This is a genomic window from Arthrobacter sp. efr-133-TYG-118, assembly GCF_030209755.1.
In the GTDB taxonomy this organism is placed as follows: Bacteria; Actinomycetota; Actinomycetes; order Actinomycetales; family Micrococcaceae; genus Arthrobacter.
Window position 1 is genome coordinate 62,346 of record NZ_JARVRH010000025.1, and the last position, 12,223, is coordinate 74,568.

The 12,223-nt window shown below is 63.9% G+C and carries 11 protein-coding genes; 7 read left to right on the forward strand and 4 right to left on the reverse strand.

Features of this window, described 5'->3' with window-relative positions:
• Nucleotides 1-45: 45 nt before the first annotated feature.
• Entirely contained in the window at nucleotides 46-1,551 is a 1,506-nt protein-coding gene (locus QRN59_RS19705) for a CYTH and CHAD domain-containing protein (protein ID WP_284984152.1), read from the reverse strand.
• A gap of 135 nt (nucleotides 1,552-1,686) precedes the next feature.
• Between QRN59_RS19705 and QRN59_RS19710 the strand changes: the two genes are divergently transcribed.
• The 3 genes from QRN59_RS19710 (at nucleotide 1,687) to QRN59_RS19720 (ending at nucleotide 3,046) form a co-directional block, all read left to right on the forward strand.
• Nucleotides 1,687-2,235, forward strand: coding sequence for a hypothetical protein (locus QRN59_RS19710; protein WP_284984153.1), 549 nt, complete (start codon nucleotides 1,687-1,689; stop codon nucleotides 2,233-2,235).
• Between the two features lie 148 nt (nucleotides 2,236-2,383).
• Complete coding sequence (locus tag QRN59_RS19715) at nucleotides 2,384-2,635, forward strand: hypothetical protein (RefSeq protein ID WP_284984154.1); 252 nt, start codon at nucleotides 2,384-2,386, stop codon at nucleotides 2,633-2,635.
• A gap of 111 nt (nucleotides 2,636-2,746) precedes the next feature.
• Complete coding sequence (locus QRN59_RS19720) at nucleotides 2,747-3,046, forward strand: ribbon-helix-helix domain-containing protein (RefSeq protein WP_284984155.1); 300 nt, start codon at nucleotides 2,747-2,749, stop codon at nucleotides 3,044-3,046.
• A gap of 405 nt (nucleotides 3,047-3,451) precedes the next feature.
• On the opposite strand, the gene QRN59_RS19725 is transcribed toward QRN59_RS19720, so the two are convergent.
• The 3 genes from QRN59_RS19725 to QRN59_RS19735 form a co-directional block, all read right to left on the reverse strand.
• Entirely contained in the window at nucleotides 3,452-3,793 is a 342-nt protein-coding gene (locus tag QRN59_RS19725) for a hypothetical protein (RefSeq protein WP_059389438.1), read from the reverse strand.
• A 174-nt stretch (nucleotides 3,794-3,967) separates the two neighbouring features.
• Complete coding sequence (locus tag QRN59_RS19730) at nucleotides 3,968-5,680, reverse strand: alkaline phosphatase family protein (RefSeq protein WP_284984156.1); 1,713 nt, start codon at nucleotides 5,678-5,680, stop codon at nucleotides 3,968-3,970.
• A 224-nt stretch (nucleotides 5,681-5,904) separates the two neighbouring features.
• Nucleotides 5,905-8,079: a transglycosylase domain-containing protein gene (locus tag QRN59_RS19735; RefSeq protein ID WP_284984157.1), complete on the reverse strand. Its 2,175-nt coding sequence runs from the start codon at nucleotides 8,077-8,079 to the stop codon at nucleotides 5,905-5,907.
• A gap of 205 nt (nucleotides 8,080-8,284) precedes the next feature.
• Between QRN59_RS19735 and QRN59_RS19740 the strand changes: the two genes are divergently transcribed.
• The 4 genes from QRN59_RS19740 to QRN59_RS19755 all read left to right on the forward strand — a co-directional run bounded on the left by QRN59_RS19740 (nucleotide 8,285) and on the right by QRN59_RS19755 (nucleotide 12,210).
• On the forward strand, nucleotides 8,285-8,557 hold the full coding sequence (locus QRN59_RS19740) for a hypothetical protein (RefSeq protein ID WP_284984158.1): 273 nt from the start codon (nucleotides 8,285-8,287) through the stop codon (nucleotides 8,555-8,557).
• Nucleotides 8,558-8,733: 176 nt separating this feature from the next.
• The gene (locus tag QRN59_RS19745; protein WP_284984159.1) at nucleotides 8,734-9,666 is read left to right on the forward strand and encodes a threonine/serine dehydratase; all 933 of its coding nucleotides are present in this window, start codon (nucleotides 8,734-8,736) and stop codon (nucleotides 9,664-9,666) included.
• Between the two features lie 106 nt (nucleotides 9,667-9,772).
• On the forward strand, nucleotides 9,773-10,348 hold the full coding sequence (locus tag QRN59_RS19750) for an adenylate kinase (protein WP_284984160.1): 576 nt from the start codon (nucleotides 9,773-9,775) through the stop codon (nucleotides 10,346-10,348).
• Nucleotides 10,349-10,389: 41 nt separating this feature from the next.
• A complete protein-coding gene (locus QRN59_RS19755) occupies nucleotides 10,390-12,210 on the forward strand; it encodes a glycoside hydrolase family 15 protein (protein WP_502871092.1) in 1,821 nt (606 codons plus the stop codon).
• Nucleotides 12,211-12,223: the final 13 nt, after the last annotated feature.

Genomic DNA, 12,223 nt, shown 5'->3' on the forward strand with positions numbered 1-12,223 from the left:
CGCCCAGCGCCGTCCGTCACAATCCCGTCCTCACAGTTGCGTTCCTCACAGGGGAGTCAAGCGCTTCTTCTTGGCGAGCTTTTCATAGCGGGCCCCGGAGTCCGCGGCTCGCTGCTCTTCGGCAGCGAGCAGGGGGCCATAAGGCGAGTTGTCCTCCACCGATCCGCCAGTATCGTTTGCGAGGCGGAGCAGCACCGAACGGCTTACGACGCTGTCCTGGTGCTCTCCTAGGATTTTCTGGATCTTTTGGGCGCGACGGGCCAACTTCGCAGCGGGTTTACCGTGGACGTCCCGCAGGGCCTCGGCCGCATGCCGCAGCCGTTTCGCATCTTTGCGGACTTGGTGCAATGCCGTGTCATGTTGTGCGCCAGCCTGCTGGGTCGCCGTCTTCTGGGACCGGCGCACCCGCTTGATCGCTTTCGCGGCGAGCTTGGCCGTGACGGGACGGGCCTTCTTCCTGGCGCGAGGTCTTGTAGGAGGCTCGTCGCGGAATTCCTCAAGCGCGTCCAGGAGCCGGAAATAGCGTTTCGTTCCCAAGGAGCGGAGCATCTCGCGGTACCCGGAGTTGAAAGCTGCCTCGAGTTCGTCATTGATCTTGGTGGCAGCTGAAGCGGGCACGACGCCATCGGGTTGGTCATTCAGCAGTTCCCCGATCCGGTCGCGCAGCACCTCTGCATCCCGGGCCTTGCCCAGCACCTTGGTCAGCCATTTCAGTTCGGCCTTGAGTTGATCCCCGGCCTCGGCGTCGAAGAGCTTGGCGTAGGCGGACAAAGTCGAGCGGAGCCTGCGGGCGGCTGAGCGCATGCCGTGAACGGCGTCGTCGGCGCCTTGCCGGACTCCGGAGTCCAGTGCCGTGATTTCAGCGATTTGCGCGGCAATGTAGGCAACCACTGCGTCTCCCGCAGAACCCTTCGGGCGGGCTCTTGGTGGTGTCGGCACTGCGGATGGCCAGGCGGTCCCGAACGCACGGGCCAGTTTTGAAGCATGTCCGGAAGGGGTTGCGCCGGCCCCTGACAGAACGCGCTCCGCACTCTCAAACAGAGCTTCATCGCCGTGGACCAGTTCGATTTCCCATTCCCGCCATCGCCGCTCCAATTGCATTGGGTGCAAGGTCTCGGCCGTCACATGGTCATCCACGAAGTCGGCTAGGGTGACGTCCTCGCTTCCGTGCAGGCGATGCAAAGTGCGGCGGGTATGGATCCGGGCCACGGGCCTGAGCTCTTCGCCGCGGGTGAATACGAGGAGCCTCTCCGCCAGCTCCTCGGGAACGGTCTCAGGCTGCCCTAGCGGCGCATGGATTTCCACACGGGTGTCCCGGTCTGCCGGCAGCTTCAGATGCCAACCTGAATCGGTGCCGCCAGTGCGGCGCCGCAAGGTGATGCGGTGCTTGGCAAGGACGAGGCCGTCCGTGTCGAAGTAGACGGCCTCAAGTTGATGATCGGCAGGGTCAGCGACCTGTTCGACGCCGGTGATGTCCACGAACGCGGGGAGGGGGGTTTCCAAGTCAGCGTCGTACTTGCGTTCTGTTTCCACGGATTCCTGGGTCGACATGTCGTTTCCCGTCCTTCTCGTATCTGGTCCGCACCTATAGGCATCCTCCCACTAGGCCTGCTGCAGGGAAAGGCCGGCCCAGTGCATGTGCGGCGGGTCCCTTGCGGGCGCCGCGATCTGGGAAAGAATGTGGGCATGACTTCGACGCCGAACCGTGGTCCGTTTGTTGATGACTTCACGGCGCCCATGGTGGGTGCCCGGACCGGCGTTGCAGAGCTCGTCCTTGTCAACGCGATGATTCCCAACCCAGGCGAGACCCCCGGTGCATGGTGGGACAACACAGGCTGGAAGGACGCGCGGAAGCGTGCTGCCGCGGCCGGTGGATACAGCGAAGAGTTCGATGTGAACGAGTACTTCCTGCATGACGTTCCACCAGAGGTTGCGTCAGAGGGGGAACCGTACCAGCGGCCCGAAGCAAACGCAGTCTTTGCGTCGAGGTGCGACTTCGTGGAGTGGCCGGCCGTGCCATCAGCGTACTTAGCGGTGAGGGTGACCGGTTCTTCCCGCTCGAGTTCCAGCGCAGAGTGGCGCGCGATCGCCTTGGGCTTGAGCCGGATGTCCTGCACGGCGGACATCTTCTTGGGCTGTCGAATCCGGCGGGGGTTGCCGACTACCTCTCAGGACGATGAGTTTTTGCACCGTCAGGCGTCCGATTCCCTAGACCGGAATCGGCCCAAGCCCTAAGATCACTCTGACGGCACCAGCCCTGCGCTGATCGATGTCCGTCGCGGTCTCACCCTCAGCGTGAGCGCCGGGTCCGTTCCGCGACTCCTGGGTCTTCGAACGGGCCCGGTCGGCCTCCGCTTGGACCACCTATCCAGAGGAGCCCTCCATGAGCGAAGCCAACAAGGTACTCGTGCGGCGCCACTTCCAGGAAATCAGGAACCAGAGACAGCTGGACGTCTGCGACGAAATCATGGCCGACTCATATGTGGAACACGCTCAAGCCCCGTTCGGGACTACCGAGCCGGGCGCCGTCGTCGGCCCCCAGGCGATGCTCCAGTTGGGCGTCGTCAAGCAGCCTGGGCCACCCAAAATCGTGGCTGTATTCCGGCGCCTGGCAGGCCGCCGAAGCGGGAAATGACAGTGGGACCGCGCCCGCAGTGCGATTGCAGCGATAGTTAGAGAGTAATTACTCGTAGATGGTGACTGCGACCCGCCAACGGAGGATGCTTGATTGGTGGGAGGGAAAATCATGACACGAGATGTGAGTCATTTCGAGCACCTATCGGCGTGGACCGAAAACGACATGAAGCCAGCCGTCGGCAAGCTGTTGCGCGGCGAAGGTATGCCTTCCGAGCTGCAGGAAGACAGCCGTCCCTCGCCCTTGGATTTCCAGATCCCTGATGAACTGGACCGCGCCCTGGAGTCGGCTTCACAAACGCTCAGTCTCACGCCCAGCGAGATCCTGCGCGAGGCCCTGTCCGAATGGCTCGGGAGCCACGGACAGCCAGCCACGGGCCACCATCCGTTCGGGAAGCACACCGCGCTGTAAAACGTGCGCCGGCTGCGGGGCGCGGAGCTGCAGCCCTACTGGCGGCTGCCCTGAGCAGCGTCTCCGTGTCGTGCCGAGTGGAACGGCGAGGCCGCAAGGAATAACGAGGCTGCCGCGAGGTCGGTTCCCACGAGCACGGGCTTCCGTGGCCGTCTGTCGACAAGGGCACGTGCGACTCAGTGCCAAGGTGGTGATGTAGGTTCCAAAACCCGACACGGTGTAGGCCGACCAGAAAGCCAGGTAGCCGGGAATCCGGAAAACGTCCCGCGGGTTCGGACCATCCATGGGGTTCGGAGTCCGTTCAGGGGCAGGCTAAAGCCGACAAAGCGGACGTCCCGGCCGGCGCCGGCCTCCCGAGGGCTGGGCATCCACGGCCAGCCCTCGGGTATGGAATGCAAACTGCCTTTAGCCGCCGCAGTACTTGCTGTAATTGGTGCCCGCGTTCTGGTAATCGTTCTTCATGGCATTGAGCTTCGCGGTATCAGGGTTGTCCTTCGAGGACTCGTCCAGGTAGTCCACAAGCGTCTTCAGGGTGGGCTTCAGCTCATCCGAGGACACGGCTTCGATCGGGCGGAGCTGGTTGGCTACGCGGATGGTTCCCGTTTTGTCCGTGGTGTTCGTGGGGTTCGAGATGACGGTCTTGACCCGGCTGCAGGTGTCCGCGGTGCTCAGCTGCTGCGATGCGGAGCAGGCTGAAGCGGAGAGGAGGAGCCCGGCCGCGAGCAGGGTTGTGGTGATTTTCTTCATGGTTCCCTCAGTAGTTGCTGACGTTTGATTGTAAGCAGACGGGGCGTGGCGCCCAATGCGGGCTTAGCCAGCGGAACGATCCATTTCGTACAGCCCGGGGGTCAGATGAGTACAAGGGAGGGGCCCCTCGGCCGTCCGGCCGAGGCGCCCATCCAGTGTTTGAAGCGCGCTGGATCAGCGCTGGGGGAGGGTTTTGGTCCCCTCGATCTGCACGGCCTGCAGCTTGTTCGGATCCAAGCCAAGGGTCTTCAGGATGGTCGGCGCAATCTGCGTCGTCTCGACAGCGGTGGTTACGGTCCGGGCGTGTTCGTCGTTGGCGCCGGAGATCACGAGCGGCACATCGCGGTCGTCTGCGCTGGCTCCGCCGTGTTCGGCGATCTTGGCCTTGCCGCCGGTGTAAACCACGCCGGTCTGGGCGATGCCCAGGATGTCCGGGTAGCGTGCATCGCTGGTTTGGGTGCCGAAGTAGTTTGCAACTTCGCTGCCCGCGTAGACCTTGCTCAACCCCGAGGTTGTCACGGTCTTGGCAGCTCCGTTGATGTCGTTACCGGCGGCAGAGTGCGCTGCCAGGTAGTCCTTGGCGAACTGCGCTGCCGACTGCGAGTGGTCCGAAAGCCACAGCTGCATGATGTCGTCGTCGGTAGAGAACGCGACGAGGTCTGCGGAGCCCGGGTGTGCGGACTTCCACGCCGCGTTCAGGCCGTCGATGATTGCGCTGTCAGGGACCCTCGTCAGCGTCGAAGAGTCCATCGGTGACTGACCGTGCTTGGCAGAAAGGATCACTGTTGTGTCCTTGGCATGGCCGGAAGGGGCCAGTGCGGACTCGAACTTCCCCACGGAAGCGTTGACGAAGTCCAGGGCTTTGCTCAAGAGCGGACCGGGAACGGTGCCGCCCTGAAGGTAACCGCCGGTGAGGCCGTCCGACGTCGGGAGCTTCTGTGCCGTCGAGACGGCCTGGAAGTTCATCCCGAAGATGCCCGGCACTTCGGCCGTCCTGGTACCTGAGTGGTCCTTGCCGTCGATTTCGTTCAGCACGGCCTGGACCTTGTAGCCGTCGTACTGCTGGGTCGCGGCGTTGTCCTGCGTCCAGTCGCCGGTGAACGGAGCGGCGGCCTTGCTGTTGATTTCCGGGGTGAACAGGTCATCCAGGCCCTTGCCTGAAGGGCCGTTCAGGATTTCGTAGGCCGGGTGCTTGTCCGACCACGCCGTGGTCAGGCCAGCGCTCTTGGCGACTTCGAAGACCGTGTTTACCTTCAAATACTGGTGCGGATAGACCGGCTTGCAGGTGGCCGGGTCAACCGGGAGGGCGGCCGGGTCAAGGAGCGTGCCGGGCTGTCCCGTCATGTTCAGGAGGCTTGCCGGAAGACCAGGCAAGCCTTGGCCGGCGTCGAGCGCGTTCTGGTTCTTGTCTGCGGCTTCAGTGAATGCCACTTCGGCGCCGGGCGCAGTGTTCTTGCAGTCCGTTGTGCCCGCGGGAAGCAGTGCCCGGTTGAAGGTGTCGTCGTAGTAGACGCCTGTGGTCCCGGGATTGCCGCCGGTCAGCTGGCCGACCATGCCCGGGAAGGAATCCGAAGGCACCGGAGTCTGGGCGTGCGTGTAGCTGGTGCCGTGGTTGACCAGCGCCGCGAGGGCCGACGTCGGGTGGTTCTTCACGTACAAGTCCAGATCCTTCTGGTGGAGGCCGTCCACCGAAAGCAGCAGGACATGCTTGGAGGTTTCACCCTGACCGCCCTGGTCCTTGTTGCTGTCTGATCCCTGCTGGCCATGGACGTCCTGGCCGCCGCGTGAAACGTCGTCGGCCACCGCCGGAGCCACCGCGGATCCGGCCATGAGCACGGCCCCCAGGACCGCTGCCATGGCAAGCCCGTTTTTCTTGGCTGTCTTCATCAAAATAAGACCCTTCGCTATTGCGTTCTTATCGATCGAGAATGCGTCCCCGGATGATTCTTGTTGCGGGGAGGCTCTCCGTCTCGCCTATTGGGCCTCACCGCGGAAACGTTCACGACAGGTTCAATTGCGGGTAGCCGAACTCTTCCGAAACTCGCAGGAAATCCGCGTACCCCCGCCGGCGGGCTGGTGGTGGGTTCTTCACTGGACAGGAATTCTGAAGCTCAGCGCGAAGAAGTCGGCGTAGGTGTCCCCGCCATGGACGCCGGCGGCGCAGGGAAGGCTGTTGCCGGGTACAGCCCGCCGACCTGGGTCATGTAGTTGGCCCACTGCGGACCGGCCAGCATGTAGCCGTCGATGGCGGTGTAGAACTTGCCGTTGATGGTGACGTTCTGTCCGGCCCGGCTCTGCCCGGCCATGGTGTCGCCGAAGAAGGACGCCGTGGCGAGCCCGGTGGTGAATCCGACCACCCAGGTAGAGCCGTTGCTGTTGTTCGTTCCCGTTTTTGCCGCGGTAGGGAACAGGTCCTGGACCTTCGGTTGAATGTAGATGCCGGATCCCCGTTTCAGGACGTCCTGGAGCACGGAGTCGACGCCGCGGGCAACCTCGGGCTTGATGGCCGGGCGGCATGAACTGGCTTGGGCGGGCAGCTTCCCGCCGGATAGATCCGTGATGCCCACAATGGCGATCGGCGCGCAGTACGTGCCGTCGTTGGCGAACGTGGCAAAGGCGTCGGCCATCACGAGCGGCGATATTTCGGTGCCGCCAAGGAGGTTGCCCAGTTGGTGCATGTTCACGGGTGCGTTGTCCACGCCGCTGTGGAGACCCACCGCATCGACCACTTTCTGAATGCCGCAGAAGTCGAGCTGGGCCGCCTCGGCGAAGGTTGCGGTGTTGATGGAGTTGTAGAGCCCATAGTTGACGGGCATCGGGCGGTAGTATCCCTCGTCGTTGTTGCGGAGATCGTCGGCCGTGCCAAGGCCGGCGATTTTCTGGGCCGTGCTGTACCCGCCGAGTACCTTCCCGCAGCTGTCCCTCCAAGGGAATCCGAGCGGATACACCCTCCGCGACGCGTCCACCACGGTGGTCAAGGACTTGCCTTCGTTGAGCCACTCAGTGAAAGTGAACGGCTTCATGGCCGAACCTGGCTGGAAGCCTCCGGCTCCGTTGAGGTCATTGCCGTTGGCGTCCACGGAATCAACGTTGAAGTTGAGTTGGGTATCGAATTTGCCGGGCTCGGCCAGAAACACCGTGTTCTGTGCCATGGCCAGGATCTTGCCCGTGCCGGGCTGCACTGAGACCAATGAGGCGCCCCATTTGTCCGGGTTCGCACCTGCCGTGGCATCGACCTGCTGCTGTGCCACTGCCTGCAGGCGGCTGTCCAAGGTGGTGGTGATCGTCAGGCCGCCGCGGTACAGAAGCTGTTCCCGGTCCGTGACGCTGGCACCGTATGCGGGGTCGTTGAGGATGAGGTGGGAGATGTAGTCGCAGAAGTACACGGCAATGTTCGCGGCGGCGCAGCCCTGCTTCCCCGGCGTGATGTTGAGTTTGAGGGGGGTGGCGACGGCGGCCGCATACGCTGCCTGCTGGATCTTGCCCTGAGCGAGCATGTCGGACAGCACCAGGTTGCGGCGTTGGATGGCGTTGTCCGGATGGACAGAGGGGTCGAAGTAGCTGGGACTGTTGACCAAGCCGGCGAGCAGGGCCGCCTGCGGAAGGCTCAGGTCCTTGGCGGAAACGCTGAAGAAGTGCTGCGCCGCAGCTTCGATGCCATACGCGTCCCGGTTGAAGAACACGATATTGAGGTAGCCCTCCAGGATCTGGTCCTTCGTGAATTTCTTCTCGAGTTCGACGGCGAGTTTCATTTCGCGCACCTTGTCACCCAGGGTTTTCTGACCGCTGAGCACCACTTGTCCGGTCTGGCCTGCCGCCAAACGGGACTCGTTGAGTACGTTGGTCACGTACTGCTGGGTCAGGGTCGATGCACCCTCGTTGGTGCCCTTGGTGAGGTTGGACGCCAATGCCCTGAGGATCCCCTGGGGATCGATACCGCCGTGCTCGTAGAAGCGGTTGTCCTCGACGGCGACAATCGCTTCCTTGATGTAGGGCGACATCTGGTCCAGGCTGACCCGAACACGGTTCTCGGCATAAAAGGTGGCGATCGTCTTTCCGTCTGCGCTGAGTACTTTGGTCGACTGTGACGGCGCGTTGACCACCAGATCACCCGGGAGGTTGTCGAAGTACTGGATCGAACCGCTGACGGCCATCCCGGCCGACGCCACACCGGGGACTACTAGCCCGGCGGCCAATACGCCGCAAACCGCACTCACAAGAAAGAATCCGAAGACCCTTCGCAGGACCCTGGCCAAACCACTTTTCGGGTTGTTCTTCGGCGCCATTTTTCCAGCTATCAACCGTGCGTGTTTATAGACTACGCCGCCATTCGACGCGTCACATAGGCCCCGAAATCCGTGGCGACACGCCCACCGCGGTTATGTTCGTCACTTCGCCCGCGCGCTGACCCTGTCCGGCGTTTTTCCGGATGCATACTGAAGTTATTCGGGCGCGGTGATGGAAGGCAGGTGGCAGCCGGTGGAGACACTGATGGCTGTTGTGAGGAGCGAGTATTTTCCGGCGGGAGCGGTGCTCTTGGGCGTGGTTTTGTTCTGGACACTCGGCTTGCTCGGCGGGTTGTCCTGGTTGAGCGGAGCGCAGCAGCCCTTGGCCATCCTGACGTGGATGATCTTCATCTACGGCGTGGTCGTGCTGTCTCCCCTCGCCGGAATCTGGGCCGCAGTTGACCTTGCCCGCCGTTGGTTGCGGAACCGCCAGGCTCGCCGGCAGCAGCTCGGAACGGCCGACGTCGAGTCCCTCTAGTCCCGACCGGCTCCCAGCCTTCGCAAGTCCCCACCGGCTCCCCCGCCTTCGCAAGCTCAGGCCGGGTCCCGCGCCGGGGTGGGCCCCCAGGCCGGGTCCCTCGCCGGCGTGGGCCCCTGCGATAGCCTGAGGCTAGCGCCTACCAACGATCGGACCGCACGGAACGAGGACTTCCCATGATCACACGCGTCGACGTCGATGAAGCTGCCGCCCGGATTGCGGGGAGGATCCGGCGCACACCCGTTTTCGAGGCGGATGCCGGGACGGTGCCCGGGCAATTGTGGTTCAAATGCGAGTTCATGCAGCACACGGGAACGTTCAAGGCGAGGGGCGCTTTCAACCGCGTGCTGGCTTCCCGGGAGCGCGGCGAGCTGAAGGACGATGTCGGAATCGTCGTCGCCTCGGGAGGCAACGCCGGGTTGGCGAACGCCTATGCCGCGGTGCAACTCGGGGTGCCCGCGACCGTTTTTGTCCCCGAGACCGCACCTGCCGTGAAGGTCAAGAAGCTCAAGGCCAGCGGAGCCACGGTGGTCCAGCGGGGAACCGAGTACGCCGAAGCGTTTGAGGCCGCCCTCGACTACGCCGCGGAAACCGGCGCAGTCTACTGCCACGCTTACGACCAAGCCGAAATCGCCGCTGGCGCCGGCACCGTCGGCTCGGAGCTCCTGGAGCAGCTGGGCGGGATAGACACCGTGGTGGTGGCCGTTGGAGGCGGCGGACTCATGGCGGGAATCGCGGCCGCCGTCGAAGGCCACGCCCGGGTTGTCGGCGTCGAGCCGGACAACGCTCCCACTCTCTATTCGGCCCTCGCTGCAGGGGCACCGGTTGACGTTGCCGTCTCCGGGATCGCCGCGGATTCCCTGGGGGCCCGGCAGATCGGCCGGATCGGTTTCGAGGTGGCCGTCCGCACTGGCGTCCGGACGGTCCTGGTGTCCGACGACGACATCGCCGCGGCGCGCTCCCTGCTCTGGGAGCAGTACCGGATTGTCGTGGAACATGGCGCGGCCGCCGCTTTCGCGGCCGTGAACTCCGGAGCGTATGTTCCGGCAGAAGGGGAACGCGTGGCCGTAATCCTCTGTGGCGCCAATACCGATCCCGCCACAGTCTGAACCGGCCTGCCGTGGCCCTGCCGCGAGCCCTCCACAGTTGCTAAGCTCTAGCCACAATGCCGGGGCACGCAAAACCGCTTCACGAACGGACAGGTGACATTTGCGATTGATCATCATGGGCCCTCCTGGCTCGGGCAAGGGTACCCAGGCTGAGCACATCGCCGGGCATTTCGGCATACCTGCCATTTCCACCGGAGATATCTTCCGAGCGCACGTCGGCGGCAAGACAGAACTCGGAGCCGAAGCAAGCAAATACATGGACAGCGGTGAGTTCGTGCCGGATCACGTCACCAATGCCATGATCCGTCAGCGGCTTGGCAACGCCGACGTCGTGGCCGGATTCCTCCTGGACGGATATCCCCGCACGACGGCGCAGATTGAGGCATTGGACGGGATTCTGGCCGGCAACCAGCAGCAGCTGGACGCCGTCGTCGAACTGGCGGTCGACGACGACGAGCTCGTCGCGCGGATGCTCCGCAGGGCGCAGGAGCAAGGCCGAAGCGATGACACAGCACCGGTGATCCGGCGTCGCCTGGAGCTTTACCGTAACGAGACACAGGCAGTGGTTGAGCGATACTCCGAGCGCGGAATCGTGCTCGCCGTGGATGGCTCCGGCCAGCGGGAAGAGATCACGGCCAAGGCAATAGCCGCCATTGAATCAGCACTTGGAAAGGGACTGTGAACGGTCAACCGGCTACCGGCCAAAGAATCGAAGACTATGCAATGATCGGGGACCTGCACACCGCAGCCCTCGTCAGCACTGCGGGCTCCATGGACTGGCTATGCCTCCCGCGTTTCGATTCGCCTGCGTGCTTCGCCGCGCTCCTGGATTGCCCTCAAGCCGGGCGCTGGCTCTTGGCGCCGGAATCGGGGGGCATTTGCACGCGCCGCCAGTACCGGGACGGAACCCTCATCCTGGAAACGGAGTGGGAAACCGAAGAAGGGCACGTCAGGGTCATCGACTTCATGCCGCCGCGCGACGCCGTCGCGGACATCGTGCGCATCGTCGAAGGGATTCGCGGGACGGTCAAGATGCGTGGGGAGCTGATCCTGAGGTTCGACTATGGACACGTGGTGCCCTGGGTGCGCCGTGACAGGCACGGCCTCCGCGCGGTTGCCGGTCCGGACTCCGTCTACCTCAAGACCCCGGCGCCGTTGATAGGCAAGGACTTCACAACGGTCAGCGAGTTCACGGTCAACGCCGGTGACCACATCCCCTTCGTCCTGACCTGGGCGCCCAGCCACGAACGGCGGCCACGCACGGTCGAGGCAGACATCGCGCTTGAGGACACCGCAGCATTCTGGACCGATTGGTCCAAGCGGTGCACCGTCCGGGGGCCTTACCGGAAGGCCGTTCAGCGTTCCTTGATCACGCTGAAGGCCCTCACGTATGCGCCTACCGGGGGCATTGTTGCCGCCGCCACCACCTCGCTGCCCGAACAGATCGGCGGACCGCGGAACTGGGACTACCGATATTGCTGGCTGCGCGATGCCACGTTGACCCTTCAAGCTTTCCTGGCCGCGGGCTATACCGAGGAGGCCAGCGCGTGGCGGGACTGGCTCCTGCGCGCAGTGGCCGGCGACCCGGCCGATCTCCAGATCATGTACAGCTTGCACGGGCGCCGGCGATTGCCCGAGACCGAACTGACGTGGCTTGCGGGATACCAGGGTTCGAGGCCGGTGCGAATCGGGAATGCGGCAGCCGAGCAGCTCCAGTTGGACGTCTGGGGAGAGGTCCTGGACTGCCTGTCCCTGACCCGGGCATCGCTGATGACCATCGGGGATGAGTCCTGGGCTATCCAGACCGCCTTGATGCGCCACCTTGAGGGCACCTGGGACAAGCCCGACAACGGACTTTGGGAAGTACGCGGCCCGCGGCGCCACTTCGTGCACTCGAAAGTGATGGCCTGGGTTGCGGCTGACCGGATGGTCAGGGGAATCCGAGAATCCGGGATGCCCGGTCCGCTAGATCGCTGGGAGGCTTTGCGGGACACCATCCATGACGAAGTCATGACCCACGGATTCGACGCGGACCGCAATACCTTCGTCCAGTCCTACGGGAGCAAGGAGTTGGACGCGAGCCTTCTCCTCATCCCCAAAGTGGGCTTCCTACCGCACGACGATCCGCGCGTGATCGGCACTATTGACGCCATCCAGCGTGAGCTGACGGAAGACGGTTTTGTGCTGCGCTACCGTCCGCAAGACAGCGACGACGGACTGCCGGGTGGGGAGGGCGTCTTCCTTGCGTGTTCCTTCTGGATGGTGGACGCGCTCTTGGGCGCAGGGCGCCGTTCGGAGGCGACAGCCCTCTTCGAGAGGCTCCTGGCCCTGCGCAATGATGTGGGCCTGCTGAGCGAAGAATGGGACGCACATGCGGGCCGCCAACTTGGCAATATGCCCCAGGCCTTCAGTCATTTCGGCCTGGTGCTCAGTGCCTTGCAACTTCACCACGGCAAAGCGCATCACAGCAATGTCCCGATCGGCGGGGTCCCGGCGTCGGGCTCGCCGTCGGCAGGGTCGGGCTCCCCGTCAGGCTCCCCGTGAGGGGCGTCCTCGA

Bases quoted from the DNA above. Each gene is read 5' to 3' on its own strand.
- QRN59_RS19705 (WP_284984152.1), bottom strand. From the start codon at position 1,551: ATGTCGACCCAGGAATCCGTGGAAACAGAACGCAAGTACGACGCTGAC.
- QRN59_RS19755 (WP_502871092.1), top strand. From the start codon at position 10,390: ATGATCGGGGACCTGCACACCGCAGCCCTCGTCAGCACTGCGGGCTCC.
- QRN59_RS19715 (WP_284984154.1), top strand. From the start codon at position 2,384: ATGAGCGAAGCCAACAAGGTACTCGTGCGGCGCCACTTCCAGGAAATC.
- QRN59_RS19740 (WP_284984158.1), top strand. From the start codon at position 8,285: ATGGCTGTTGTGAGGAGCGAGTATTTTCCGGCGGGAGCGGTGCTCTTG.
- QRN59_RS19710 (WP_284984153.1), top strand. From the start codon at position 1,687: ATGACTTCGACGCCGAACCGTGGTCCGTTTGTTGATGACTTCACGGCG.
- QRN59_RS19735 (WP_284984157.1), bottom strand. From the start codon at position 8,079: ATGGCGCCGAAGAACAACCCGAAAAGTGGTTTGGCCAGGGTCCTGCGA.
- QRN59_RS19720 (WP_284984155.1), top strand. From the start codon at position 2,747: ATGACACGAGATGTGAGTCATTTCGAGCACCTATCGGCGTGGACCGAA.
- QRN59_RS19730 (WP_284984156.1), bottom strand. From the start codon at position 5,680: ATGAAGACAGCCAAGAAAAACGGGCTTGCCATGGCAGCGGTCCTGGGG.
- QRN59_RS19725 (WP_059389438.1), bottom strand. From the start codon at position 3,793: ATGAAGAAAATCACCACAACCCTGCTCGCGGCCGGGCTCCTCCTCTCC.
- QRN59_RS19745 (WP_284984159.1), top strand. From the start codon at position 8,734: ATGATCACACGCGTCGACGTCGATGAAGCTGCCGCCCGGATTGCGGGG.